Genomic DNA, 24,992 nt, shown 5'->3' with positions numbered 1-24,992 from the left:
GACCGGGACGAACTGTAATCAGCCGTGTACAAATCGGACTGGAATGTCTGCTCCCCTTTCACTCCCTCCAGAAGGGAAGGACAACACGTTACCCGACCCCTGTTATTTGATGAGCTGCGAGCAACGGCCGCTCTCTGGGAGTCGACGGTGCAACACAAATGACCGGCATGGGCGCTAAACAGCCGACTGATCCGATCGCTATCAGAGTGGTGACCCTCTCCACCCGCGCGGTGGCCTGGGCTGGATCAGCAGCCCTCGATTGAGCGCCGGATAGAGCACTCTCACCAGACACGCTCCCAGATGATCCGGATGACGGTTCCTTCCGGTCGCCGGAAATCCTCCACCATCCGGTCGCCCTCCACGGTCAGCCGCAGGTCGTCCCGCGTGCGCACACTGCCAACCCAGTTCGGGAAGGTCGCGCCCTCCACGCGGTTCCCGGTGAAGGCCCCGTTCTCGTCCACCGTGTAGCGGCCGAAGCAACCGATGCTTCCGGCCATGGCGGCGCGGTTCTCCTGGTCGGTGCCATGACCCCGCGTGTCGGAGGAGAACCGCGGGACACGAGGGTCGGTCAGGACCTCGACGAAGGTGAGTTCCGGCGTGAACACCAGCCATCCGTGCGGCTCGGGGCCGTAGGCGGGCGTGTTCGCCCCGGAGGGGTCGATCTGCGCCGACACCATGCGCCACGTGCCGACGAGCTGGTTGGACGGGGTGGGCTGGGCACTGGCGGCCGGGACGAGGACAGCCATGGCGCCGATCAGGCAGGCAGGGAGGAGGCGCCTCATCCCTGACCCTCCTGTTCAGCCTGCACCGCATCCCCGGTCCGGTCCGCGGAGAACGCCACCGCCCGTTGGGCAAGGAGGGCGTCCAGCCTGCCCCGGAGGGCTGCGCTGATGCTGTCGTAGGCCGTGCTTCCCAGGGTCAGCCGGAAGGCAGGCCGGGGGCTGTCGGCGGCGGCGACGATGGCCTGGACGGTGCGTTCCGCGTCCCCCTTGATGGGGAAGGCGCTGGTGCCGATCGCCCTCCGGACCTCGCCAGCAGGCGTCTGCTCGTAGGCCTCCATCGGCGGCGCGTGGTCCAGCGCCGCGCCGAAGCCGGTGCCCGTCGGGCCAGGTTCGGCGATGATGAAGTCGATCCCGAAGGGCGCGACCTCCTGGGCCACGGACTCGATGAAGCCTTCGATCCCCCACTTGGTGGCGTGATACAGGCTGAAGTTCGGGTACGCGATCTGCCCGCCTTCCGAGGACACCTGCACGATCCGCCCGCCGCCCTGTCGGCGAAGGTGCGGCAGCGCCGCGCGCACCAGCTGGATGGAGCCGGTCAGGTTGGTGGCGATCTGGCGCTCGATCTGCGCGTCGGAGACCTCCTCTGCCGCCCCGAAGAGACCGTAGCCCGCGTTGCTCACCACGACGTCGATCCGGCCGCAACGGCGCACGGCCTCGTCCACCGCGGCGCGGATGCTCGCCGCATCCATCAGGTCGAGCCGAACCGCCAGGGCCTGTTCGCCATGGCGCGCCTGAAGGTCGGCGACCCCGTCCGGGCGGCGGATCGCCGCGACCACCCGGTCGCCGCGTGCCAGCAGCTTCTCGGCCATCTCCCGGCCGAGGCCAGACGATGCGCCGCTGATGAACCAGGTCTTTGACATGGAGATGCTCCTCGTCTCGTTGCCCGGCCAAGGTGGATCCCTGAGACTGGTGGGATAAGACAGCTAGTCCGGGATGAGATCGTGCAAGGAATTCACCAATGCCGCGGCCGACGCTGAACGACCTCGCCGCCTTCTCCGCGGTTGCCAGCCAGCGGAGCTTCCGCAGGGCAGCAGACACGCTCGGCGTCTCGCGGTCGGCCCTCAGCCATGCCCTGATCGGGCTGGAGCAGAACCTCGGCGTTCGCCTGCTGAACCGTACCACTCGCAGCGTCTCCCCGACCGAGGCGGGGAACCGCCTCCTCGAACGGCTCGGTCCCGTGCTCCAGGACCTGGATGCCGCCCTTGATGGACTGACGGAGACGGGCGCCACGCCCTCCGGCACATTGCGCATCAATGCCAACAAGAGTGGCGCCCGACTGCTGCTCGGCCACGTCGTGCCGAGATTCCTGGAGCGCTATCCCGGGGTGGAACTGGATCTCGTCTCCGAAGGACGCCTGGTCGACATCGTCGAGGAGGGCTACGACGCCGGAGTGCGGCTGGCGGAGGCGGTGCCGCGGGACATGATCGCGGTCCCGCTCGCCGGTGAGGTGCGCTTCATCGCGATCGCATCCCCGGCCTACCTGGGCGGCCATCCCCCCGTGACGACACCGGACGACCTGCGCCAGCACAGCTGCATCCGCCAGCGCCTGCCCAGCGGCAAGCGGTATCGCTGGGAGTTCAGCCGTCGCGGCGAGGACATCACCATCGATGTCCCGGGACCGCTGACGCTCGACGACAATGACCTGATGGTCCAGGCGGCGGCCGCGGGCCTGGGCATTGCCTACGTGCCGGAAGCCTTCGCCAGGAAGCGGCTACGCGCCGGGCAGCTTGTGACCGTGCTCGATGACTGGTGCCCGCCGGAGCCTGGCCTCATGCTGTACTACTCTGGCAGGCGCCACGTGCCCGCCGCCCTGAGGGCCTTCATCGACATCCTCAAGGAAGCGAATCCAGGCCTCGTCGACGAGGGCAGAGGCTGACCATCCGCTGCATCAACCTACGAGAAGACAGGGTCTCGCTCACCACGATCACCGACGGTGGCTTCTACGGCCGAGGCTTGAGTCTGGAATTCTGTCAACAGTCTTGAGCACAGCGGTCCACCCCGTGCTGGCCTCACGGCACTGTTGTGCACCTCCGGAATGTGGATATTAGAGACGTCGGCTCCCGGTCAGCGGGGTCCGACGGCTGAGGTGGTCCTCTCCGTCGTCAAGCACGAGGAGATCCATCATGACCAAGCATTCCATCACCCGCACCCTTCGTCTGCCTGTCTCCGGTGTGAACAAGGTGAAGATCCGTCTCTGCGTCGATGCGATCGGCCTCGGGCACCGGATTCCTGATCTGCCCGAGGACGAGCGCGACACCTACGTGATGGTGGTGCAGGGAATGGCCGACCTGCTCCTTCGCCGGGCCTTCGAAGCCCAGCTGCGTGGCGTCCGCTACAGCGTGGAGAACATTCTCGGGGCAGCGCAGCCCATCGAGGTAACGGTGCGCGGCCCGCAGGATGGTGGGTGGAAGGCCCCGTTCGACCAGGTCCAGGCGCTCGCCGAGGTCTGCGGCCATCTTGCCGCCGACGCTCTCTACAAGGCGTTCGACTTCGCCGACACGGTTCAGGCCTCGCTCCCCAAGGCGGCCTGATCCGGGATCAGTGACGTCGACCACGAGCGACATCGCTCCGCCGGTAGCACGTCCGGATATCCGCACGCACCCAGCACGATCCACCCTCCGGCTGCCACTGACCCCTCGGTGAGTGGGGGCGGTGCGTCGGGTGCCATTCCCAGTACGCGCCAGAGTGGGTCTCACTCCTTCCCTGGCGGGGCTTCAGTGACGTCACACAACTATCGGAAAGGATGCAGACATGCCGCCCGGGATTCCTCGAAACTCGAACGCCGGGCCGCGACCCGAATCCGAGCACAAGGGGTTGAGTGACGCCACCAAATCCGGCGGCAGCGTCCCGACGCCGCCGATCGCTGTTCCGGAGCTGAGTGACGTCACGCAACACGGAGCGGATAGCATCGGACGGCCGATCACCAAACCGATCCACGATCTAGACGAAGTACTGGGAGAGCATCCCACGGAAACCTCTGAGGTGCCCCGTCGCCGCCGCGGTAGGCCGCTACTTGACCCTACGGCTGGACCTCAGAGCCAAGCCCAGCGCGCGGCTGGACACCGGCGGCGCGTGAAGGAGGAGATCGTCACCCTCGCCAACGCCCTGAGGTCATGCATGCGGACCATGGAGAGGGCGGGATTCATCTACGAACTCGCCAACATGTTCCGAGGACATGATGGCGCCGCCCTGAATGCCGCGATCCGGCATCTCGACAGCGAGTACGTAATCGAGATGGAGACCCGGGAAAGGCGGGCGCAGGCCCGGTTGCTCGAGTTCGAGAGGCGGTACCAGGAGGAGCAGATCGTGAAAGGTCCGAAGGCCGATACGATCCACTACAAGGACCACTGCTATCGCTGCGACCGCAAAGGGTTTGTCCTCCGTGACGGCGTTAAGACGGGCATGCGGATCGACTTGAAGGATCCCTACTACGTCCTGGCCGAGACCAAGCGCCATGGCATAAGGCCTCGCAGGCACCAGGTCGAGAAGCGCGGCATGGAGATGGCGCTGCTGGATGCTGCCATGCTCATCCTGGAACGGCAGCGCGGTGTCCTGACGTTGGAGCCCATCGACTTCGCGCACCGGATGAGCACTCCCAAGCGGCGCAAGCTGCCGCCTCCCTAGCGTCCGGCAGACCATGCACTGAATGGACGGAGCTGATCATCGTCGCGCCACGTCCACATCCTCGCCCTATCGACCGTTCACCCTATTCAGAAAGGACATTCCGCAGCGACGTTCAGGATCGTTGCTTCCTGCCTGCCCGGTACGGATCATTGGGAAGTGGGGACGTCCCGACCGTGCAGCGGCCAAGCATCACGGTCCATGGCGCCTCATGACATCTGGAGTAGGCATCCGATGCTGTGCGCAGGACGTCCCGCGAGGACAAGCATAAGGCTCCCCTTGGGAGAAGCCCAATCTTTTCGTGCCGCATCCGGCACACTCCGGTCCTGCGCCGTCCCGCTTCCACCATGTACGCCCCCGGTCCGGGAACTCTCCCCGCTCCAGGGTGGCCGCTATGCCGTTCGATAGCACCGACACCGTCAACGCTTTCATCCTGCCAACCCATGCTGGGTCTTGGTGGCGAGGGCACGAAGCCGAACTTCATGACGCCCTCCAGGTCGCGGACCAAGCTGCGCCGCACCTAGCCTATCTATCTCAGATGTTGCTGCCGAGGCTTCCTAGACGCGTCCTCGCCTCCTCCAGCATCAAAGGCATGGCCGAGCACGCCTCATCGAGGATCGTGCCTCTGGCCGAGGCTCTCACGCACCAGTGGGTCGCCTTCAATGGCCGCGGCTTTGTCAACACAGAGACGGCCGACATCGACGAGCCGCTTCAGTGGCGCACGACCCTGTCCGACATGGTGGAGCGGCATGGCATGCCGATGCCTGCCGCCGTGGTCGCATCGCCCTGGAAAGGCACGGTGCACCTCATCTGGATCTACGCGACGCCCATCTCGAACCGGAGCAGTGCGGAGTCCAGGCTGCGTCGCGGGATCCGGCGCGGCCTGGTCATGTCGGGAAGCTGCAGCCGGTTCGCGAACCGGCTGCAGAAGAATCCCTGGCACGTGGCGAGCAATCCCCAGCTGCCCGATGCCGCCGAGCAATGTGGCGATCCGGCGATATGGAACAGATATCGTGCCGAGCGTTCAGGCCTCACCTACCACACCGAGGTTCTCCAACTCGGCATGGTTCGCGCACGCGACCTGTTCCTGCCTCTGGCGGCCAGGGCGACGGAACAGAAAATCACTCTGCTTGAGCCGAAGCCCGACCGTGTCGCTGTGCGGCACATCCCCCTGGGCGTGCAGGACGGCACCTCCGACCGGAAAGGGTCGAGGCTCTTCCATGCTGCCGCTCGTGCCGTCCGGCGGGCATGTACAGGCGATGCAGGCCAGATCCATGACCTCGTCACCCGAACGGCGGCCGCGCTATCCAGTCCAGCGACCCCCGGCGAGGTCGCCAAGATCGCGGAAGCCATCACGGCCTGGATGAACTCGAAATGGCGCGGACCGCTGAGTGGTCGTCCAGGGGTTCGTCACGGCTCAGGATCGCGGCCGATCAATGAGGGTGTGATGCGGAGTGAGGCGGCCGACCGTGGTCCGCAGGGTCTGACCGCCTGGCGCAGCCTGAGCCTGCAGGGGAAACGTCAGGCCGCCGCTGCCAGGACGAACGCGGAGAGGGTCCGTAGGAGCGACGATGCCGTCCGGGAGGCCGTGGCTGCCTTGATCCGGGAGGGAGAGGATGTCACCCAGGCGGCCCTGGCCAGGAAGGCGGGGATTTCCCTGTCGACGGTGCAGCGCCGGTGGAGGTCGCTCCAGGTCGTCCAGAACACCCCCACGGAGAACCCGTCACACGGTCTAATCCGCCTCTGCGAAGCCTCCCCTACCAGAACAGAGTCCATATTCCACACCACCGCGGCACGCTCGGTTCGCGACTTGGCGAGGGAGATCCAGGCATCGCGGGCAGAGGACCGTCGCACTGATAGGCGGGTCATCCGCCTGTACAACACACAGGCGGCCCGCCTGCGCCGCAGGGGTGCCCAGGACGAGGTCGTGGCCCCCCTCCGTCCGGGAGCCAGGGCATCTGTCCGTGCTGCTCATGGGGACGTCCTCAAGGCTCAGCATGATGTCCGGCGCCGTGTCGCGGGACGCCAGCAACGGGAGAGGCAGCTCAGGTCTGCGGAAGAGCGTGCCGCTTGGCATGCCGCGCATGTCGAAGACGAACTGGCATGGACCAAACGCCTCAGCGATCTCGGACGACGCCGAGATGAGGCGGTCCAGGCTGTCAGAGCGCGAGGGATGAGCACGACACGGATTGAGCACATGTACGGATCCATGTTCGCGGCCGAATACCGCGCCTACTGGCGTGCACGGGGGGAACCAGAACGTGCCGTCCGGGAGGATCGCCGTCCCACGCGCCGGTCGCCCCCTGCCCGGAACGGCACGGTGAAGCAGCCTCCCCAGCACGAGACCAAGCCCGCGCCCACAACCACCAACCCGAGCTACATCATGCCCGCCTTCATGCGCCGGATGCCGCCTGCCCCAGGTACAGGGGCAGGATCCTCCTCATCCGCGGTGGCGGTCAGCGCCAACAGGGCTGTGCTGCTCGTCCAGGGCTGACGAAGGCGTCCTCTTGTACCGCTGACGGGATCAAAGGGAGGCTTCGGCAGGAACGGCCCTGCCATACCGTTCCGGGTTCTCCCGGCAATGCTCCAGGACCCTGTCCAGCCAGGCCTGATACCACCACCACTCCTTCTTCTTCGTGTCCACGAAGGCCCCGAACGGCTTCTTGGGGTCCTTCGCGGCTAGCTCCTTCACCAGGAGGGTATGCTGGTAGGCGCCGAAGCCCGGATGCCCGGCGCCACGTGCGGCCGCCACGATCTCCATGGTGCGGTACTTCCTCTTCTCCAGCTCCTTCACCAGGACGCGCTGGATCTCTCCCTCGACATCGGATCCGGGCTTGATGAACTCCACCATCTCGTCGGCGGCGCCCTTCGAGCCTGTGCTCCGGTGGACCATCATCACACGCCAGGCATAGCGCTGGTCCCGGGCGACATCCTCGGGTAGCTCGCGCTCGAACGCGGCCTGGGCCGCCGGTAGGGAGGGCGGGAGGTCCATGTCCCGCAGCAGCATGTTCCGCTGCTCCCGCTCAATCCCCGCGAGCTGGATCGCGATGGAGACGTCGCGGTCCAGGCCGCACCGGTCCCCGCAGAGCCGCTTCAGGGTGGCGTTGAAGTTGAGGACGCAGGCCTGGACCTTGGCGCTGAGGGCCTCGTCGATCCGGCGCGTCATCTGGTGCTCCACCTCGTGCCGGATCGCGATGAGGAATCGAAGGTTCGCCTTCACCACGTCGTCCACCGGGCACTCCGGCGCCCGCAGGCAGGTCTCCAGCTCCCAGTGCTTCTGCGCCCCGTGGCTCGTGACGAGGAGCGTGCCGTCCTCCTTCCTGGACCGGTAGTCCACCCCGGCCTTCCGGTAGTGCCAGTGCAGGAGATACGTCCAGGCAATCACGGCCAGGACGATGAAGCACTCCGTCCGGAACAGGGCACGGGGGTTGTTGTATCCCCCGATGGCATTGAGCATGGCCTCCCGCGCCTTCACGACGAGTTCGTCGTCCACGGGATGCAGGCCGGTGACATGGTCATGCTCCGGCCACCGAGCCAGGAACGCCTTCAGCTCGGCCGGAGAGGCCGCCGCCACCTTGGTGTGGAGCTTGCCCTTCCGGATGTCGACGATGCGCCCCTGGTTGATGCTCCGCCCCGGCCGGGAGAAGAAGGCGGTGATCTCCTGGTTGGAGCGGTCGCCTGCCGCCAGGAACGCCTTCACGAGGGCGGCCTCGGCCACTGTCAGGGAATTACCAACTGCCTTCTTCGCCACGGCCTTACCATCCGACGCTTCCCCGCAACCGGGTCAGGTCGGGGGTGTCCTGGAACGACGGGCAGTGGAACATCCGGGGAACGTGGTAGGTTTCCGGCCCACCATCGATTCGTTTGCCGAGGAACCCCCACCTTCCATGAGGATCTTCGTCAGTTCGCCCATCACCGGCCACGAGGACCTGCGTGCGGCTGTTATGTCAGCCATTCGCGGCCTAGGCCACGAGGTCATCTGCGCCGAGGACTTCCCCGCCATGGCATCGTCGCCCCAGGTGGCATGCCTTGACGGCGTGCGCGCGTCCGACGCGGTCGTCCTGATCCTGGCTGAAAGGTATGGCGCCAGACAGGCCTCGGGGAAGTCGGCCACCCATGAGGAGTTCCTGGTCGCGCGGGACACAAGGCCCGTCTTCGCCTTCGTCAGGAACTCACGGACAGGCACCCGGGAGCCGGAGCAGGACGCCTTCGTCCGCGAGGTCCAGGCCTGGGTGGACGGGCTGTTCACCCAGCCCTTCCAGACGCCGGACGACCTCAGGGAAGTCGTGACGAGGGCCATCCACCAATGGGAACTGTCGCGCGCCCGGGTGGCTGTCGATCCGGCGGAGCTGCTCGAGCGGGCCACGGGCCTGCTTCCCCGCCAGAGCCGCCACTACCACCATCATGGTGTCTCCGTGGCGGTCGGCATCTCGGGTGGCCCACGCCAGTCAGTGCTCCGGCCCGCCCGCCTGGAGGACCCGGCGCTAGCGGACCGGCTCCAGCAGCTCGCCCTCTTCGGCCCGTCCAAGTTCTTCACGACACGTCGTGGCACGGAACACGGCCTGAAGGGTTCCGCGCTGGAGATCGGCCAGGAGCGCGGGGCTTCCTTCTCCGTTGACGAGTTAGGAGGTGTCCGGGTGATCGTCCCGCTGGAATCCGACGCTCGTGGTGCTCCGCAGGCGCTTGTCGAGGAGGATGTCTCGGCAGCAATCCGGACAGGCCTGCAGTTCGGGGCCACGATCCTGGAAGAGGTCGACCCGACCAGGGCGTTGCGCCAGATCGTCCCCGTGGTGACCATCCAGGGTGCCAGCTACCACCCCTGGATGCGAAGGGCAGAGGTCGAGCGCAGCAACGGCGGCATGTCGATGAGGATGGGCAGCGAGGCCATGCCAGTCACCCACCTGACACCGCCGGAGCGCAGTCGGGCCGCCCTGGTCCAGGAACTGGACGTCTTGGTGGAAGACCTGACCACCCTCCTCAGGCGTGCCTACCGGACCGAGCGGTAGGCGCCCCAACTCGGTGGATGCCGTCGCATCCGTGATGCGCGCTGTTCCATGCGCCGGGCTGGGCAAAATGCCCGGTGTTCCAGCCCAAGTGCAAAAGTGTCTCCTCCTCCGCTGGCAGGCAGGAGCCCACTCCAAGGTCATGTCAGCTGGTCTGGTATGCAGGTTCCTGCTCCAGCGGCATCGGCCCCCGGAGCCGCTCCACCATAGACTTCGCGTACGGCGCCGCCGAGCACAGGTGCTGGAAGGCACGGTCCGGGAGGTCCAGCCCGGCGCCCCGCGCGAGATCGTGCAGAGCATCCACCTCGCCCGGCGTCAGGGACGACGCCTCGGGGTCCGGCACTGACGGCGTGACAGGCGGCGGAGCATGCCGATCGAGACATGGCCGGGCCGAGCGCCAGTCCGTCGCCCGCTCGTAGGCGTGCGCTACCCGCAGGACCGTGGCCTCGTCGAAGGGACGGCCCGCGACCTGCATGGAGAGGGGAAGGCCCTCGTGAAAGCCGATGCACTGTGCCAGGGCTGGGCCGGTCGGGATATTGAAGGGCGTCACCAGAGAGGTCGTCTTCCGCCAGAACTGGATCGGCCGATAGGCGTCCAGGCGCGGCGCGAGACTCGGCGCGGCGGTAACCAGGACGTCGAACCGCTCGTAGAGCCGGTCGAACTCCTCCATCATCGTCCGACGGAGCCGCTGCGCCTGCACGTAGTCGGCACCGCTGAACAGGATGGCGGGCAGGATGCGCGCCAGGAAGTCCTCGCCGAAGTCGCCGGGGCGCTCCCGGAGCGCCTGGGCATGGACGGCGTGGATCTCGCTCTCGCCGATTACGATCTTCACGTCGTTGTAGGTGGTCGAGGGGCGGATGCGGACATCGTCCAGTCTGGCGCCGAGACCGCGAAGCACGTCGAATGCTTCCTCCAGCGCCTTCGCCGTGGCGGGGGCCGTTCCTCCCTCCTCCTCGTAGAGATGCCGCAGCACGCCCACGCGCAGGCCTCGGATGTCGCCCGTCAGGGCGGCGCGGTAGTCCGGTGGTGAGGAGACCGCGCTGGCGGGATCGCGCGGGTCGTGCCCGGCCAGGGCCAGGAGGGCGATGGCACAGTCCTCCACCGTCCAGGTCAGCGGGCCGACGTGGTCGAGGCTAAAGGAGTTGGGCATCACCCCGCGCCTGCTGACGAGGCCCGAGGTCGGCTTCAGGCCGACCAGCCCGCAGAACCCCGCGGGATTCCGGATGGAGCCGCCCGTGTCGCTTCCGATCGCGAGGGGCATGAGCCCTGCCGCGACGGCTGCTCCGGAACCGGAGGAGGAGCCGCCGGTGAAGTGATCTGTGTTCCAGGGATTGCGTGCGGGCGGCCAAGCCAGGTCGAAGGAAGGCCCGCCATGCGCTCCCTCATGGGTCGTGAGCTTGCCGAGGAGGACGGCTCCGGCCGCTCGTAGCCGGGCCGTGACATGGGCGTCCTCGGCCGCGATGCGGTCGGCGTAGACCCGAGACTGCCCGGTGGTGGGCAGCCCGGCCGCGTCCACGACATCCTTCAACCCGTAGGGGATGCCGTGCAGCGGTCCCCGGACACAGCCCGACAGGATCTCGCCCTCGGCGCGCCCTGCCTCCTTCAGCGCCGCGTCGAAGGTCGGGCGCAGGTAGGCGTGCAGCTGCGGCTCCAGTGCCTCCGCCCGCACGATCAGCGCCTTCACCAGATCGACCGGCGAGAGGGCGCGTCGGGCCATCAGCCGCCCGGCCTCCGCTACCGTGAGGAAGGCGAGTTCGTCGGCGCTCATGATGCTTCCTTCCGGCGAACGGGGGCCGAGCAGCGCGGCGCCCGCGTCAGTTTTGGGTGATGCCCGCCGCCTTGATTAGGGCGGCCCACTTGTCACGCTCCGACAGGACGAAGGTGCGAAAAGCCTCCGGCGTGTCCGCCTTCTGCTGAGCGCCCTGTTGCAGCAGCGCCTGCTGGGTCGCCGGTTCGGACAGCGCCCGGACCAGCGCGGCGTTCAGCCGGGCGACGATCGGCCCGGGCGTGCCGGAGGGTGCGAAGAGGCCGTACCACCCCTCCACCGCGTATCCCGGCAATCCGGACTCGGCGATCGGCTTCAGGCCGGGAAGCAGCGGCGACGGGTAGGGGGCCGTCACCGCCAGCGCGTGGAGACGCCCGCCCTGGATGTGAGGCAGGCAGGTAGCGATGGAGTCAAACATCACCGGCACCCGACCGCTGAGCAGGTCCGGGTAGGCGGCGGCGCTGCCGTTATAGGGCACGTGCACCATGTCCACGCCTGCGAGATTCTTGAACAGCTCGCCCGAGAGATGGATCGTGCCGCCCGCACCGCCCGAGGCGTAGGAGAGGTCCTGCCGCTTCGCGAGGGCGATCAGCTCAGCGACGGTCCTCACCGGCAGGTCCGGATGGACGACCAGCACGTTCGTCACGGAGGCGACGTGGATTACGGGCGTGAAGTCCCGGATCGGGTCGAAGCGCAGGTTGCTGTAGAGGCTCGGATTGACGGCGTTGGTGCTCGCCGCCCCGAGAAGGAGCGTGTAGCCGTCCGCCGCGGCGCGCGCCGCGACCTCCGTGCCGATATTGCCGCCCGCCCCGGCCCGGTTCTCCACGACAACCGGCTGGCCGAGCTCGTCGGTCAGCTTCTGCGCGACGAGGCGGGCGAGGATGTCGGTGGTGCTGCCCGGACCGAAGGGAACGATCAGGCGGATCGGACGCGTGGGGTAGGCGTCCTCCTGCGCCAGGGAAGCGGAGGCGCAGGACAGGAGGGCAGCCGCGCCGAGAAGGCCGCGACGGGACAAGGCTTGCATGGGGACACCCCTGCTGGACGTGGGCTCGTGTGCCGATTTCCTTGCGAGACACCTACCCGTTTCATTCGGACCCTGCCAATTGTAATTACGACCATATTAGGTGGTGGACGCACTCAATCCTAGTTGGAGGGTGAGGTGATCGAGATGCGACACATCCAGGCCTTCATGGCCCTTGCGGAGGAGTTGCATTTCGGCCGGGCCGCACGGCGCCTGAACATGACCCAGCCGCCGCTAAGCCAGATCATCCGGCAGCTGGAGCACCTCGTTGAAACGCCGTTGCTGAGCCGCACGACCCGGTCCGTCTCGCTGACACCGGCAGGTGGAGCCTTCCTCGAGAAGATCCGTTCCGTTCCGGAGATAGTGGAACTCGCGGCACAGGCGGCCCGCCGGGCGGCCGAGGAGGGGCCATCGCGCCTGTCGATCGGCTTCACCGCCAGCACCGCCTACGACTTCTTGCCCGAGATGATCCGCGCCTTCCGCGCCGCCCGTCCCGGGATCGAACTTGACCTGCGGGAGATGACATCCATCCCGCTGCTGGCCGGTCTTCGCTCCGGATCGCTCGACGTCGCCCTGGTCCGGCCGTTGCTGGAAGGGCCTGACATCAGCTCATGCGTCGTCCAGCGCGAGGAGCTGATGTTGGTCCTGCCGAGTGACCATCCACTGGCGGCGCGGCGCCTGATCGGAATCCCGGATCTCGCGGGCGAGCCGCTCGTTGCCTTCTCCGAGGAGGCCTCGCCATACCTGTCTCAACTGATCCAGTCTGTCCTGCGGGATGGTGGCGTACAGCCCCGGATCGTGCAGAGGGCCGTCATGCCGACCCTGCTCTCGTTCGTCGTCGCCGGAATGGGGGTGGCGCTCGTTCCGGCCTCCGCCAGGCGCCACGCCATTCAGGGTGTGGTCTTCCGAAACCTGAGCGACATTGCGGGTGACCAGCGTGTCGAGCTGCTGGCAGCATGGCGTGCGGACGACCAATCGCCACTCGTCGCAAGCTGGCGCCGCCTGGTTGAGGCGATGCGCTGCCCAGAGCTTGCCCCCTCCTGATGCTGCACCTCCTTGCTACGCGGCATGCTGTCGTGGCTCACGAGAAGCAGGTCATAGAGCATTCTCCCACGAGCCGCCGGACATCGGAACTGCTGCTTCCGGCCAGATACGGCGATGCCGGTTGAGCGCCTAAGACGGTCTTCGCTGACCTTTCCAATCGGGTATCCTGACTTAAATCTACGCGGCAGTAAGGCGAGCGCGGCTGCGCAACACCAGCGTCGTGATGATCAGCACATTCGCCATGTTCCAGACGACGCCGTTGAGGAAGGCCGCGGCGTAGCTGCCGGTCACATCGAAGATGACGCCGGAGAGCCAGCCACCCAGGGCCATCCCGGCGAGGGTCGCCATCAGGACGATGCCGACCCGCATCCCGGCCTCGGAAGCGGGGAAGGTCTCCCGCACGATCACGGCGTAGGACGGCACGATGCCCCCCTGGACCAGGCCGAAGAGGGCGGACAGCACGAAGAGCGAGGCAAGGCCGTCGAAGAACAGGAAGAGCGACAGGGCGGATCCCTGCAGGACGGAGCCGAGCAGCAGCGTGCGAAGCCCGCCGATGCGATCGGCGACGAAGCCGGATCCCAGGCGGGACACGATCCCGCAGGCGAGCATGACCGAGAGCATCTCCGCGCCCCGCGCGACGCCATAGCCGAGGTCGCCACAGTAGGCGACGATGTGGACCTGGGGCATGGCCATCGCGACACAGCAGGCCACGCCAGCGGCGGACAGTATGACCGTCAGTCCCCCGCGCGAGAGGCCTAGGGGCCTGACCCCGTCCGAGGCCTCTCGCGATACCCCGCCCCCGAACCCTGGCGCACGCGCCCGCAGCATCAGGGAGAGAGGCAGCATCATCACCAGGCATGTGGCGCCGACGATCAGATGTGCCATGCGCCAGCCATGCGCCGAGATCAGCCAGCTCAGGATGGGTGGCCAGACGGCGCCCGCCAGATAGTTGCCGGACGCTGCGATGGCCACGGCAATGCCCCGGCGCCGCTGGAACCAGAGAGACGCCTCCGCCATCAGCGGCCCGAACACCGCGGAGGCGCCGAGCATCCCGATGAGCAGGCCCTGCGCCAGGGTGTAGGCGGTGAGGCCCGGCGCTAGTCCCGCGAGGGCATACCCGCAGGCCAGCATCACCGTCGCGCCCAGCAGCGGCCTCATCGGGCCGAACTGGTCGGAGAGGCGGCCCATCAGAATGCCACCGGCCCCGGAACCCAGCATGGTGAGCGTATAGGCGAGGGATGCGGCCCCGCGGGACACTCCGAACTCCGCTTGCACATAGGGCATCGTCACGATGGCTGACCACATGCCCACCCCGCCAATCGTCGAGAGCGCCACAATGACGCAGAGACGGACCCAGGCGATCCGGGAGTCAAGCCGCTGATCTTGGGTCATCTCTGCCACGCCGAAAGATGGCCTCATCCTCTCTCCGAGAATTTCAGAAGGTGCTCGAGAAGGGACCGCATGAACGGCGGCTGGCGATCGACGTCCCGCGTCACGATCTTCAGCGAGCGGCGTGCCCAGGCGTCCACCAGTTCAATCGCAACGCAGCCTGAAGAGGCGTTGAGGTTCTGGTAGATGCTGTAAGGTACGAGACCTATGCCCACGTTGCTGGCGACAAACTGCAGCAGCACCTGGAAGCTGTCCACGTGGATACGGACGTTCGGGTGACGTCCAAGGCGGGTTGCCGTCTGTACCAGGAACTGGAAGTTGCTGCTGCTGCGGCTCATCCCAACGAAGTCGTGGTCCAGGGCATCCAGCAACCTGATCTGGCCAGCATCCGCCAGGGCGTGCCCCTTGGGCGTGACGATCACCAGGCGGTCCTGGGCAAACGGGAACGACTGGAGGCCGCCGGACTCCGTCTCGCTCGCAAGGACACCCAAGTCGGCAGCGCCATCACGCACTGCCAGCACGATCTCGTCGCTGTTCTGCTCGTCCAACTCGATGTTGACCTGAGGGTTGTCCGCCAGGAACGTCGCGAGCGCCTTGGGGAGATGGCTGCTGATCGAGCTGCTGTTGGCCTGCAGGCGGATGCTGCCCCGCATCCCCTTGGCGAAGGCAGCCAGTTCTCCGTGCATCACCTCGAGATCGGAGAGAACCCGGGCGACGTGCTGCAGCAGCATCTCGCCTGCCGGGGTCAGGTCCATCCCGCGTGTGGTCCGGTGGAAGAGCTGGGTGCCCGCGGTATGCTCAAGGTTCTTGAGCCGCGCACTGGCGGACCCGGCGGAGAGGTAGACCTTCGCCGCACCGACGGAGAGGCTGGACGCCTCCGCGATGGCGCGGAAGAGCCTCAGGTCCGTCAGGTCGTACCGCAACGCTTCCTCCCACCCCAGTGTTCTTGGCAGGAGGATGACAGGCCAGCCCGAGGCGGGCCAGCCTGGGAGGTACTGGTTGCGATCTACGCGTTGAAGCGCCCGTTCGCCTCGCCGAGGCGCCTGAGAAGGGCCGAGGGCTTCCAGTGCTCGCCCTCGGTCCGGCACCACCCGTCGATGCGGTCCAACACCGCCGGAAGGCCGAGCGTGTCCGCGTGGAACATCGGACCACCGCGGAATGCGGGAAAGCCGTAGCCGTTCACATAGACCAGATCGATGTCGGACGCACGCTGGGCGATGCCGTCCTCCAGAATGTAGGCGCCCTCGTTCACCAGGGCGAGGACGCAGCGGTCCACGATCTCGGTATCCCTCATGGGCCGACGCACGATGCCTGCCTCCCGGGCACATTCCTTGATGATGTCGTCCACGACGGGGTCCGGCAGGGGCGTGCGGCTTCCCGCCTCGTAGCGGTAGTATCCCGCCCCGGTCTTCTGGCCGAAGCGGCCGAGTTCGCAGATGCGGTCCGCCACCCTGGAGTAGCGGAGGTGCTTGGGCCGTGTCGGCGCAAGGCGCTTCCGGGTGGCCCAATTGATGTCCATCCCGGCCAGGTCCGCCATCGCGAGCGGCCCCATGGCCATACCGAAGCCCTGCATGGCGGCGTCGATCTGCGCCGGGCTGGCGCCTTCCTCCAGCAGGAAGCCAGCCTCGCGCCAGTAGGCCGTCAGCATGCGGTTGCCCACGAACCCCTCGCAGACACCGACAAGGACAGGGATCTTGCCGATCCGCTGGCCCATCGCCATGGCCGTCGCGATGACCTCCGGAGAGACCCTGCTCGGCTGGACGACCTCCAGCAGGCGCATGACGTTGGCCGGGCTGAAGAAGTGCAGCCCGATGACGGACTCAGGACGCGACGTCGCCGCGGCGATCTCGTTCACGTCGAGCCGCGAGGTGTTCGTCGCCAGCACCGCGCCGTCCTTGCACAGGCGGTCCAGCTCGCGGAACAGGTCCTTCTTGACCGCCATGTCCTCGAACACGGCCTCGATCACCAGGTCGGCGCTGGACACGTCGCCCAGCACGGTCGACCCGGTGATGAGTGCCTCCCGCTGGGCCACCTGCTCCGCTGTCAGCTTCCCCTTCGCGGCCGTGATCCGGTAGTTGCGGCTGATGGTGGAGAGACCGCGCTCCAGGGGCGCCTGCTCCCGCTCGACCAGCGTGACGGGGATCCCGGCATTCGCGAAGGCCATGGCTATGCCGCCGCCCATGGTTCCGGCCCCGACGATGGCGACGCGCTCGATCGGGCGCGGCTTGACCACCCCGGTGACGCCCGGGACCTTGAGCGCCTCCCGCTCAGCGAAGAAGAGGTGCCGGATGGCCTTGGATTCCGGGCTGGCAACCAGCTCCTCGAAGCGGGCGCGCTCGTAGGTCAGCCCATCCTCAAGCGGCAGCGCCGTCGCCTTCTCCAGACAGTCCAGGCAGGCCAGCGCCGCCTTCGAGGGGTGACGCTGCCGGGTCATGCGTGCCCTCTCGGCCGCGATCAGACCTCCGTCGTCGGCGGGCGCGGGCAGCCGCCCTGCGATGGGGTGCTCGGCCGTCAGGGCCACCTGCGCAGCCAGGGCGAGTGCCTCCTCCAGGGCGTCGTCGCCGAGGCGGTCCAGCAGGCCGAGTTCGAGCGCGCGGCTGCCATCCACCTGGTCCCCCGTCGTGATCATGGCGATGGCCGCCTTGAGGCCGATCAGGCGCGGCAGCCGCTGGGTGCCTCCGCCCCCTGGAAGCAATCCGAGGCGAACCTCAGGCAATGCGAGCCGCGCCGCGGGCGTGCCCACGCGGTAGTGGCAGCCCATCGCCAGTTCGAGCCCGCCGCCCAGGGCGCTGCCATGGATGGCGGCGATCACCGGCTTGGAGGAGGCCTGGATCGTCTCGATGACGCGGCGCAGGAGGGGCTGCGCCACCGCAGCTGGCGTGTTGAACTGGCGGATGTCGGCGCCGCCGCAGAACATGCGACCAGCCCCGCGGATGACCACGGCGTCCACCCCCTCGTCCGCGAGCGCTCGCCCCAGCCCTGCCTCCAGTCCGAGCCGGACCTCGTGCCCGAATCCGTTGACGGGCGGGTTGTCGATGGTGAGCACGGCGGTCCGACCGCGGAGCTCGAAGGAGACAGGTTCGGAGAGGGTCATCGACGCGGGCTGCATGACGGACGGAGAGTTCCTTCTATGGCTAGCGGCAACCGCGGGCGCCGGTGCGCCTCGACGGCCACACCACGATCAGGCGAAGCGCAGCGGCGCGCCGGTACAGGACTGCAGCGCCTCGGGTGTCAGACCCTCGGCCATGTCGCGGACGAGGAAGCCCTGCGGCGTGACGTCCAGCGTCGCGAGATCGGTGTAGACACGGCGCACGGCGCCGAGGCCGGTCAGCGGCAGCGTGCACCGCTCCAGCAGCCGGGGCGTACCCTCCCGCGTCTGGTGCTCCATCATGACGAAGACCTGCTTCGCCCCGACGGCCAGGTCCATGGCTCCACCGACCGCGGTGGCGACCCCCGGCTCCCCGAGTGACCAGTTCGCCAGGTCGCCCGTGGCCGAGACCTGGTAGGCACCAAGGACGGCGTAGTCGAGGTGGCCGCCGCGCATCATCGCGAAGGAGTCCGCGTGGTGGAAGAAGCTGGCGCCAGGGCGGATGCCGACCGGCAGCTTCGCCGCGTTGGTCATCTCCGGATCGACCGGCTCGTCCTGCCCGAGCGGCCGCATGCCAAGGACGCCGTTCTCGCTGTGCACCATCACCTTCCGGTCCAGGCCGAGGTGGTCGAGCACGAGGACGGGCATGCCGATGCCGAGATTGATGAATGACCCGTCGGGGATGTCGCGCGCGACCATCGCTGCCATGGCGCCACGAGAGCGGCGCTGCACCTGGATATCCGACATCACGCCGCCTCCACGACAACGGCCCGCCTGACGAAGATTCCCGGGGTGACGACCTGTTCCGGGTCGATGCCGCCCAGCGGAACCCGGCGGGCGACCTGCGCGATGGTGCAGGCGGCCGCCATGGCCATGACAGGCCCGAAGTTGCGGGCCGTCTTGCTGTAGGTGAGATTGCCCCAGTCATCGGCGCAGTCGGCCTTGATCAGGGCAAAGTCGCCCGGCAGCGGCGCCTCGAAGACATGACCGCGCCCATCGATCATCCGGGTCTCCTTGCCCTCGGCCAGGGCCGTCCCGAAGGCAGTGGGAGTGAAGAAGCCGCCCAGCCCGGCCCCGGCAGCCCGGAGCCGCTCCGCGACGGTGCCCTGCGGGACGCACTCGAGCTCGATCTCGCCCTGTCGGAACAGTTCCTCGAAGACGTAGGCCTGCGGGCCGCGAGGGTAGGAACAGATCAGCTTCCGCACGCGCCGGAGCTTCATCAGGAGGGCAAGGCCTTCCTCCCCTGTGCCACCGTTGTTGCAGACCACCGTCAGGTCACGTGCTCCCTGCCGCGCCACGGCCGCCAGCAGCTCCATCGGCTGACCGGCCGTGCCGAAGCCTCCGACCAGCAAGGTCGCCCCGTCTGGGATGTCGGCCACTGCCTCGTCCAAGGAGGCACAGAACTTCTCGGGCATCGTCACTCCCCTCGGCGGCGCTCAGGTCGAACGGGACAGGATGGCGGTGGCCTGGGCCGAGAGGACCCCACCGTTGCCGTGCACCAGGGCGACCTCCGCTTCCGGCACCTGGCGGTCACCCGCCTCTCCGCGGAGCTGGCGCACCGCCTCGATCACCAAGAAGATGCTGTACATGCCAGGGTGCCCGAAGGAGAGGCCGCCGCCGTTGGTGTTCATCGGCAGCGCCCCGCCCGGCGCCGTCCGCCCTCCCGAGATGAAGGCTCCTCCCTCGCCCTTGGCGCAGAAGCCGAGGTCCTCGAGGAAGAGGACGGGGTTGATGGTGAAGGCGTCGTAGAGCTCGACCAGGTCGATGTCGGCCGGACCGAGGCCTGCGGCCGAGAAGGCGGCCTGGCCAGACTGGACGGCGGGCGTGACCGTGAGATCGTCCATGCTGGAGATCTGGCGGTGCCAGTGCGCGACGCCGGTGCCGAGCACGTGGACCGGCTTGGGATGGACGGCACGGGCGTCCTCGGCACGCATGACCACGAACGCTCCGGCACCGTCAGTCACGAGGCAGCAATCCCGCACCGTCAGGGGGTCGGAGATCATCTTCGAGCCGAGCACGTCGCCGATGCCGAGCGGATCGCGCAGGAAGGCTTCGGGGTTCAGCCGCGCCCATTCCCGCGCCGCGACGGCTACCTCGGCCAGCTGCTCGCGCGTCGTGCCGAACTGGTGCATGTGGCGCGCGGCGGCCAGGGCGTAGCTCGTGACCGGGTTGAACGGCTTGTAGGGGTGCTCGTAGGGCTGGGGATCGAGTTCCGCCCGCATGGCATTGATCCGGCTGCTGCTCGGCGCACTCCGCGGCGTCGCCCCGTAGCAGATCAGCACCGCGTTGCACTCGCGCGCCTGGAGCGCCAGCGCGGCCATGTGCAGCTGGGCGATGAAGGACGACCCGCCGTGCATCGTGTTGTCGGAGAAGCGCGGCCGGATACCGAGGTACTCGGCCATGCGCATCACCCACCACGGCGAGGTGAGGCTCGAGGTCATGATGCCGTCGATCTCGTCCTTGCGGAGACCGCTGGCCGCGATGGCGCGAGTTGCCGCCTGGGCGATGATCTCCTGCTCCGAGAAGCCTCGGGCATCGCCGAGACCAGCCTGCTCGGCGCCGAGGATGGCGATGGAGCGGTGGGGGAAGGTGTCGATCATTGCGCCGCCTCGAACACCAGCAACGCGTCGTCGCCCCGTCCCTCGACCTTGGCGCGGACGGCCATGCCGATCCGGACCTCCTCGGGCGGGAGTCCGACGACGCGGCTCATCAGGCGCGCCCCCTCGGCGAGGTCGATGAGGGCGACGTTGTGCGCCCCCTCACGGCCCCGGACCACGGTCGTCGAGTAGACGGTTCCATTGCCCGAGGGCTGGATCCAGGCGAGCCGCTCCGACCCGCAGTGCGGGCAGACCACCCGCGGATAGAAGATGACCTTCCGGCACTCCCTGCACTCGGGGATGGCGAACTCGCCCCGCCCCAGGCGTGCCCGGTACTCGGCGTCGGCGCCCTGCGCCTCGGTCGCGTGAACGTCGTCCATGACCGGCATCACTCCACCCGCACGCCGCTCTCCTGCACGACCCTGGCCCACTTCCTCTGCTCCTCGTCGACAAAGGCCCGGAACTGCACGGGATCCATGCCGCCGCCAGGCTCGGCGTTGCTCTGGCGGAGCCACTGCACGGCGTCGGGCGAGGTGACGATCCGGTTGGCCTCCTGGTTCAGCCTGGAGACGATCGCCTGGTCAGTACCAGCAGGGGCATAGAGGCCGAGCCAAGTGTAGAGGTCGAAGCCGGGGAATCCGGATTCCGCCAGGGTCGGCACGTCCGGGAAGAGGGGAGACCGCTCGAGGGTGGTCACCGCGATCGCCCTCACGTCGCCGCTCGCGAGGAAGCTGGAGACGCTCATGGAGTCCTGGAAGGCCATCTTGATCTGTCCCGCCACGAGGTCAGAGATGGCAGGTGCGGCCCCGCGGTAGGGAACGTGCACAAGGGGCAGCTTGCCCTGTACCCGCAGGGTCTCGCCGCCGAGGTGGGTCGAGCCGCCCGCACCAGCGGAGCCGTAGGGCACCTGTCCCTGCGAGCGGACCCAGTCCAGGAACTCCGGCACAGTGCGCGCCGGGACGGACTTGTGCACCAGGACCATGTTCGGCGCCCGCGCCAGGAGCGCGACCGGCGCGAAGTCCGTCACCGGGTGGTAGCGCACGGCCTGCACGGCGGGGCCGATCACGTGCCCTGTCGCGCTGACGAGCAGCGTGTAGCCGTCGGGCGGACGCCTTGCGACGTACTCGGTGCCGACCTGACCAGCTGCGCCGGGACGGTTCTCGACGACGAACGACTGGCCCATGGCCTTCGACAGCTCGTTGCCCACCAGCCTGCCGACCACGTCCGTCATGCCGCCCGGCGCGAAGGACACCACCATCGTGACTGGCTTCTCGGGGTATCCGGCAGCGCGGGCCGGGGAGGACGGCAGGGCCGCGGCTCCCGCCACCGCAGCCGACGCGGTGCAAAACATCCGTCTGGAGATCATGGAGACGTCCTCTTCCGGCGCGCCTTGCCTGGCGGCGCTCGTGCTTGTCTGACACCTGCCATACCGCCGCCCTTGCACCTCGGGCCATGCGAATGGCCGGAAGTCAGGTTTTGGCTGCTCCGAAGGCTTCGGTGCGGGCCAATCGTCGGTTCGGCATTTCCGCATGGCCAAGCGTCACGGGGGGAGCGAAATGGGCGGAACGAATGATCGGCCCAGGCCGGGGAGCGAACGTCGCCGTGAACGCCGCACTTTCAGGGATCAAGGTCCTGGATCTGTCCCGCATCCTGGCCGGACCCTGGTGCACCCAGAACCTGGCGGACCTTGGCGCGGACGTCGTCAAGGTCGAGGGGCCAGGAACAGGGGATGATACCCGTGGCTGGGGTCCTCCCTACCTGACGAACGAGAGCCAGGACCGGCTCTCCGCCTACTTCCTCGCCTGCAATCGGGGAAAGCGCTCAATCGTCGTGGACTTTGCACGGCCAGAGGGCCAGGCGCTGATCCGGCGTCTTGTCGACTGGGCGGACGTCGTGGTCGAGAACTTCAAGGCAGGCTCGCTGGAGAAGTTCGGTCTCGACCACGTTGCCCTGCGGGCACTCAACCCGAGGCTGATCTACGTCTCCATCACCGGCTTCGGCCAGGACGGCCCGCTCGCCGCCCGGCCTGGCTACGACTACGTGTTCCAGGGCATGGCGGGCCTGATGAGCTACACGGGCATCCCGGACGGGCAGCCCGGCGCCGCACCCCTGCGGACGGGCGTCGCCATCAACGACCTTATGACCGGCATGTACGCGACCAGCGCGGTGCTGGCGGCCCTCATTGAGCGTGGCCGGACGGGCGAGGGCCAGCACATCGACCTGGCCCTGCTCGACGTGGCGGTCGCGCTGAACGCGAACCAGAACATGAACTATCTGCTCTCCGGCCAGCCACCTCGCCGGAGCGGGAATGCCCACCCCAACTGCGCGCCCTACGAGGTGTTCCCCTGCCGGGATGGACACCTCATCCTTGCGATCGGCAACGACTCCCAGTTCGCGAGGTTCTGCCGGGTCGCAGCTCGGGAGGACCTCGCCGAGGATCCACGGTTTCAGCGGAACTCCGGCCGGATCGAGAACCTGCCGGTCCTGCGGGAGGAGGTCACCTCCATCCTGAAGCAGCGGGACCGGGACACCTGGGGTACCGCCTTCGAGGCCGCTGGCGTTCCCTGGGGTCCGATCCGCGCCCTCGACGAGGTCTTCGCGGACGAACAGGTGAAGCACCGCGGCATCCTGCAGACCGTAGAGCACCCGGACTTCGGCAGCATTCCTCAGGTCCGCAACCCTATGGTGACCGGCGAGGAGGCCGCCCAGGCCGCCCCTCCGCCACTCCTGGGCGAGCACACGGACGCCGTTCTCCGGCAGCTCGGACTGTCCCCGGACGAGGTCGGCTCGCTGCGCGCCTGCGGGGCCGTCGCCTAGCACACCGACAAGAACAGGAGGGAACATCCATGAAGCTCAACGCGCACTGCTCGATCGAGCGGGCGGCGAACGGGGTGGTGCGCCTCACCATCGCCGATGCAGGCAAGGCGAACATCCTCTCGACGCCGGTGATCGAGGCTCTGACCGATGGTCTGGCCGAGCTGTCCCGGGAGGCCGGGCTGCGTGCCCTCGTGCTCACCGGCACTGGTGACCGGAGCTTTATCGGCGGGGCCGACATCGGGGAAATGGCGCGTCTCGAACAGGCCAGCGGCGAGGCCTTCATCCGTCGGCTGAGCGGCCTGTGCGAGGCCGTGCGATACTTTCCAGCCCCAGTCGTGGCGCGCATCCAGGGCTGGTGCCTTGGAGGCGGCCTGGAACTGGCCATGGCCTGCGACATGCGGATCGCGTCCCCCGGGGCGCACTTCGCCATGCCGGAGGTGAAGGTGGGGATCCCCTCTGTCATCCATGCCGCCCTGATGCCGCGCCTGATCGGCATGGGGCGCACGCGGTGGATGATCCTGACCGGCGCCGCCATCGATGCGGCGAAGGCGCTCGACTGGGGCCTCGTGGACATGGTGTCGGGAGAGGCGGGGCTGGACGCCGCCGTGGCGGACGCCCTCTCCCCCATCCTGGAGTGCGGCCCCGAGGTGATCGCCTCCCAGAAGGCGTTGATGCGGGAATGGGAGGAGCTGCCCCTCTCGTCCGCCATCGAGGTCAGCGTGCCGGTCTTCGGGCGCGCCTTCACGACGGGGGAGCCGCAGCGCGCCATGCAGGCCTTCCTGGACGCGAAGGCCAAGCGCCGCGCCGCGGAAGCCGTGGCATGAGCGCGCCGCGTCTGGGGCGCCGCGCTGCCCTCGCCCTGCCGTCCCTGCTGGCCATGACGGGTGCTGCCCGCGCCGACTGGCCGGAACGCCCGGTCCGGCTGATCGTGCCCTTCACGCCGGGCAGCGTCACCGACGTCGTCGCCCGCATCGTGGCGGACTCCCTCTCCCAGGTGGCCGGAAGGCCCGTGGTGGTGGAAAACCGCCCGGGTGGAAGCGCCGTGGTCGGGACCATGGCCGCGGCGGGCGCCGCCCCGGACGGCTACACCCTTGTCATGCTCACGCCGACCTCGGCAGCCCTGAATCCGCACCTCCTGCGGCGTCTCTCCTACGACCCGATCCGGGACTTCGCGCCCGTGGGGCAGATCTGCGAGTGCCCCTACCTCCTGGTGATCGACCCATCCCTCCCGGCGCGAAACCTGAGGGAGTTCCTGGAACTTGCCCGGCAGCGGCCCAGCGAGTTCACCTACAGCTACGGCAACCAGAGCGCCCAGATCGCGGGGGCGGTCCTCGCGAAGGAAGCGAAGGTCCAGATGCTGGGCGTGCCCTACCGCGGCGGTCCGGAGGCTCTGACGGACGTCATGGCGGGCCGGGTGCACGCGACGTTCACGGACTTCAGCAACGGCCTCGCCAACGCCCGCGAGGGCAAGGTCCGCGCCCTTGGCGTCACCTCCCGCGAGCCATACAGCCTGGCTCCGGACATCCCTCCCATCGCGGAGGTCATACCCGGCTTCGAGATGATCATTTGGTTCGGGCTGTCAGCCCCGGCCGCCATGCCGCCCGCGATCGGGGAGCAGATCGGCAGGGTGCTTCGCACCGCGCTTGAGCAGCCCACCCTGCAGCGTCGCCTCGCGGAGCAGGGCTTCCGTCCCAAGGGTGGGTCTCCCGATGACTGGACCTCGCTCCTCCGATCCGAACTCGTCCGCTGGGGCGGGTTCGTACGGGATGCCGGGATCGAGCCGCAGTAGCGGCCAACCCCGGTCGTGCTGAACCCATCCCTGTGGGCAGGCTGGGCGACCGCGTGTCCACCAGCCTGCCCCAGGG

At 68.1% G+C, this 24,992-nt stretch carries 22 protein-coding genes; 9 read left to right on the top strand and 13 right to left on the bottom strand.

The features are described from left to right. Positions 1-281: 281 nt before the first annotated feature. Both VQH23_RS13665 and VQH23_RS13660 read right to left on the bottom strand, forming a co-directional pair. A complete protein-coding gene (locus tag VQH23_RS13665) occupies positions 282-782 on the bottom strand; it encodes a lipocalin-like domain-containing protein (RefSeq protein ID WP_338661285.1) in 501 nt (166 codons plus the stop codon). After that, positions 779-1,642, bottom strand: coding sequence for an SDR family oxidoreductase (locus VQH23_RS13660; protein WP_338661284.1), 864 nt, complete (start codon positions 1,640-1,642; stop codon positions 779-781). Before VQH23_RS13660 ends, VQH23_RS13665 begins: the two co-directional genes overlap by 4 nt. A gap of 98 nt (positions 1,643-1,740) precedes the next feature. On the opposite strand from VQH23_RS13660, the gene VQH23_RS13655 reads away from it, so the two are divergent. From VQH23_RS13655 to VQH23_RS13640, 4 genes are all read left to right on the top strand, one after another. Beyond that, positions 1,741-2,658 (top strand): LysR family transcriptional regulator, encoded by a 918-nt coding sequence (locus VQH23_RS13655; protein WP_338661283.1) that lies wholly within the window; start codon positions 1,741-1,743, stop codon positions 2,656-2,658. A gap of 247 nt (positions 2,659-2,905) precedes the next feature. Continuing rightward, positions 2,906-3,313, top strand: a complete 408-nt coding sequence (locus VQH23_RS13650; RefSeq protein ID WP_338661282.1) for a hypothetical protein — start codon at positions 2,906-2,908, stop codon at positions 3,311-3,313. Positions 3,314-3,854: 541 nt separating this feature from the next. Next, a complete protein-coding gene (locus tag VQH23_RS13645) occupies positions 3,855-4,406 on the top strand; it encodes a hypothetical protein (RefSeq protein WP_338661281.1) in 552 nt (183 codons plus the stop codon). Positions 4,407-4,995: 589 nt separating this feature from the next. Continuing rightward, entirely contained in the window at positions 4,996-6,897 is a 1,902-nt protein-coding gene (locus tag VQH23_RS13640) for a hypothetical protein (protein WP_338661280.1), read from the top strand. A gap of 30 nt (positions 6,898-6,927) precedes the next feature. On the opposite strand, the gene VQH23_RS13635 is transcribed toward VQH23_RS13640, so the two are convergent. Further along, positions 6,928-8,154 carry a DUF3644 domain-containing protein gene (locus VQH23_RS13635; RefSeq protein WP_338661279.1) on the bottom strand — a complete coding sequence of 409 codons (1,227 nt, stop codon included), beginning with the start codon at positions 8,152-8,154 and terminating at the stop codon, positions 6,928-6,930. Between the two features lie 136 nt (positions 8,155-8,290). Between VQH23_RS13635 and VQH23_RS13630 the strand changes: the two genes are divergently transcribed. Then, positions 8,291-9,409 carry a DUF4062 domain-containing protein gene (locus VQH23_RS13630; RefSeq protein WP_338661278.1) on the top strand — a complete coding sequence of 373 codons (1,119 nt, stop codon included), beginning with the start codon at positions 8,291-8,293 and terminating at the stop codon, positions 9,407-9,409. A gap of 142 nt (positions 9,410-9,551) precedes the next feature. On the opposite strand, the gene VQH23_RS13625 is transcribed toward VQH23_RS13630, so the two are convergent. Both VQH23_RS13625 and VQH23_RS13620 read right to left on the bottom strand, forming a co-directional pair. Beyond that, the gene (locus VQH23_RS13625) at positions 9,552-11,174 is read right to left on the bottom strand and encodes an amidase (RefSeq protein ID WP_338661277.1); all 1,623 of its coding nucleotides are present in this window, start codon (positions 11,172-11,174) and stop codon (positions 9,552-9,554) included. A 46-nt stretch (positions 11,175-11,220) separates the two neighbouring features. After that, the gene (locus VQH23_RS13620; protein ID WP_338661276.1) at positions 11,221-12,195 is read right to left on the bottom strand and encodes a tripartite tricarboxylate transporter substrate binding protein; all 975 of its coding nucleotides are present in this window, start codon (positions 12,193-12,195) and stop codon (positions 11,221-11,223) included. Between the two features lie 144 nt (positions 12,196-12,339). Here VQH23_RS13620 and VQH23_RS13615 point away from each other — a divergent pair, with 144 nt between their 5' ends. After that, on the top strand, positions 12,340-13,236 hold the full coding sequence (locus VQH23_RS13615) for a LysR family transcriptional regulator (protein WP_338666101.1): 897 nt from the start codon (positions 12,340-12,342) through the stop codon (positions 13,234-13,236). Between the two features lie 177 nt (positions 13,237-13,413). Here VQH23_RS13615 and VQH23_RS13610 read toward each other — a convergent pair whose 3' ends face one another. From VQH23_RS13610 to VQH23_RS13575, 8 genes are all read right to left on the bottom strand, one after another. Next, positions 13,414-14,628, bottom strand: coding sequence for an MFS transporter (locus VQH23_RS13610; protein WP_338661275.1), 1,215 nt, complete (start codon positions 14,626-14,628; stop codon positions 13,414-13,416). Between the two features lie 23 nt (positions 14,629-14,651). Next, positions 14,652-15,548, bottom strand: coding sequence for a LysR family transcriptional regulator (locus VQH23_RS13605; protein WP_338661274.1), 897 nt, complete (start codon positions 15,546-15,548; stop codon positions 14,652-14,654). Positions 15,549-15,631: 83 nt separating this feature from the next. After that, positions 15,632-17,719: a 3-hydroxyacyl-CoA dehydrogenase NAD-binding domain-containing protein gene (locus tag VQH23_RS13600; RefSeq protein ID WP_338661273.1), complete on the bottom strand. Its 2,088-nt coding sequence runs from the start codon at positions 17,717-17,719 to the stop codon at positions 15,632-15,634. 87 nt (positions 17,720-17,806) lie between these two features. Beyond that, positions 17,807-18,460, bottom strand: a complete 654-nt coding sequence (locus VQH23_RS13595; RefSeq protein WP_338661272.1) for a 3-oxoacid CoA-transferase subunit B — start codon at positions 18,458-18,460, stop codon at positions 17,807-17,809. Next, entirely contained in the window at positions 18,460-19,128 is a 669-nt protein-coding gene (locus VQH23_RS13590; protein ID WP_338661271.1) for a 3-oxoacid CoA-transferase subunit A, read from the bottom strand. The genes VQH23_RS13595 and VQH23_RS13590 overlap by 1 nt, the downstream gene beginning before the upstream one ends. Positions 19,129-19,149: 21 nt before the next feature. Continuing rightward, positions 19,150-20,313, bottom strand: a complete 1,164-nt coding sequence (locus VQH23_RS13585) for a thiolase (protein ID WP_338661270.1) — start codon at positions 20,311-20,313, stop codon at positions 19,150-19,152. Beyond that, positions 20,310-20,690 carry an OB-fold domain-containing protein gene (locus VQH23_RS13580; RefSeq protein WP_338661269.1) on the bottom strand — a complete coding sequence of 127 codons (381 nt, stop codon included), beginning with the start codon at positions 20,688-20,690 and terminating at the stop codon, positions 20,310-20,312. The genes VQH23_RS13585 and VQH23_RS13580 overlap by 4 nt, the downstream gene beginning before the upstream one ends. Before the next feature lie 8 nt (positions 20,691-20,698). Beyond that, positions 20,699-21,568, bottom strand: coding sequence for a tripartite tricarboxylate transporter substrate binding protein (locus VQH23_RS13575; RefSeq protein WP_338661268.1), 870 nt, complete (start codon positions 21,566-21,568; stop codon positions 20,699-20,701). Between the two features lie 344 nt (positions 21,569-21,912). On the opposite strand from VQH23_RS13575, the gene VQH23_RS13570 reads away from it, so the two are divergent. The 3 genes from VQH23_RS13570 to VQH23_RS13560 are packed head-to-tail and all read left to right on the top strand — an operon-like array spanning position 21,913 to position 24,916. Further along, positions 21,913-23,127 (top strand): CaiB/BaiF CoA-transferase family protein, encoded by a 1,215-nt coding sequence (locus VQH23_RS13570; RefSeq protein ID WP_338661267.1) that lies wholly within the window; start codon positions 21,913-21,915, stop codon positions 23,125-23,127. A gap of 29 nt (positions 23,128-23,156) precedes the next feature. Further along, a complete protein-coding gene (locus tag VQH23_RS13565) occupies positions 23,157-23,951 on the top strand; it encodes an enoyl-CoA hydratase (RefSeq protein ID WP_338661266.1) in 795 nt (264 codons plus the stop codon). Then, positions 23,948-24,916, top strand: coding sequence for a tripartite tricarboxylate transporter substrate-binding protein (locus VQH23_RS13560; protein ID WP_338661265.1), 969 nt, complete (start codon positions 23,948-23,950; stop codon positions 24,914-24,916). Before VQH23_RS13565 ends, VQH23_RS13560 begins: the two co-directional genes overlap by 4 nt. Positions 24,917-24,992: the final 76 nt, after the last annotated feature.

It is taken from the genome of Pararoseomonas sp. SCSIO 73927, from assembly GCF_037040815.1.
Lineage (GTDB): Bacteria > Pseudomonadota > Alphaproteobacteria > Acetobacterales > Acetobacteraceae > Roseomonas.
The sequence above is the reverse complement of the archived record's forward strand: the minus strand, read 5'-3'. Positions and strand labels throughout refer to the sequence as shown.

What these genes read in the sequence shown, in the direction of transcription:
- VQH23_RS13625 (WP_338661277.1), bottom strand. Translation starts at nt 11,174, where the DNA reads ATGAGCGCCGACGAACTCGCCTTCCTCACGGTAGCGGAGGCCGGGCGG.
- VQH23_RS13665 (WP_338661285.1), bottom strand. Translation starts at nt 782, where the DNA reads ATGAGGCGCCTCCTCCCTGCCTGCCTGATCGGCGCCATGGCTGTCCTC.
- VQH23_RS13595 (WP_338661272.1), bottom strand. Translation starts at nt 18,460, where the DNA reads ATGTCGGATATCCAGGTGCAGCGCCGCTCTCGTGGCGCCATGGCAGCG.
- VQH23_RS13585 (WP_338661270.1), bottom strand. Translation starts at nt 20,313, where the DNA reads ATGATCGACACCTTCCCCCACCGCTCCATCGCCATCCTCGGCGCCGAG.
- VQH23_RS13590 (WP_338661271.1), bottom strand. Translation starts at nt 19,128, where the DNA reads ATGCCCGAGAAGTTCTGTGCCTCCTTGGACGAGGCAGTGGCCGACATC.
- VQH23_RS13640 (WP_338661280.1), top strand. Translation starts at nt 4,996, where the DNA reads ATGGCCGAGCACGCCTCATCGAGGATCGTGCCTCTGGCCGAGGCTCTC.
- VQH23_RS13565 (WP_338661266.1), top strand. Translation starts at nt 23,157, where the DNA reads ATGAAGCTCAACGCGCACTGCTCGATCGAGCGGGCGGCGAACGGGGTG.
- VQH23_RS13655 (WP_338661283.1), top strand. Translation starts at nt 1,741, where the DNA reads ATGCCGCGGCCGACGCTGAACGACCTCGCCGCCTTCTCCGCGGTTGCC.
- VQH23_RS13620 (WP_338661276.1), bottom strand. Translation starts at nt 12,195, where the DNA reads ATGCAAGCCTTGTCCCGTCGCGGCCTTCTCGGCGCGGCTGCCCTCCTG.
- VQH23_RS13615 (WP_338666101.1), top strand. Translation starts at nt 12,340, where the DNA reads ATGCGACACATCCAGGCCTTCATGGCCCTTGCGGAGGAGTTGCATTTC.
- VQH23_RS13580 (WP_338661269.1), bottom strand. Translation starts at nt 20,690, where the DNA reads ATGGACGACGTTCACGCGACCGAGGCGCAGGGCGCCGACGCCGAGTAC.
- VQH23_RS13660 (WP_338661284.1), bottom strand. Translation starts at nt 1,642, where the DNA reads ATGTCAAAGACCTGGTTCATCAGCGGCGCATCGTCTGGCCTCGGCCGG.
- VQH23_RS13600 (WP_338661273.1), bottom strand. Translation starts at nt 17,719, where the DNA reads ATGACCCTCTCCGAACCTGTCTCCTTCGAGCTCCGCGGTCGGACCGCC.
- VQH23_RS13560 (WP_338661265.1), top strand. Translation starts at nt 23,948, where the DNA reads ATGAGCGCGCCGCGTCTGGGGCGCCGCGCTGCCCTCGCCCTGCCGTCC.
- VQH23_RS13650 (WP_338661282.1), top strand. Translation starts at nt 2,906, where the DNA reads ATGACCAAGCATTCCATCACCCGCACCCTTCGTCTGCCTGTCTCCGGT.
- VQH23_RS13630 (WP_338661278.1), top strand. Translation starts at nt 8,291, where the DNA reads ATGAGGATCTTCGTCAGTTCGCCCATCACCGGCCACGAGGACCTGCGT.
- VQH23_RS13575 (WP_338661268.1), bottom strand. Translation starts at nt 21,568, where the DNA reads ATGGTGGTGTCCTTCGCGCCGGGCGGCATGACGGACGTGGTCGGCAGG.
- VQH23_RS13610 (WP_338661275.1), bottom strand. Translation starts at nt 14,628, where the DNA reads ATGACCCAAGATCAGCGGCTTGACTCCCGGATCGCCTGGGTCCGTCTC.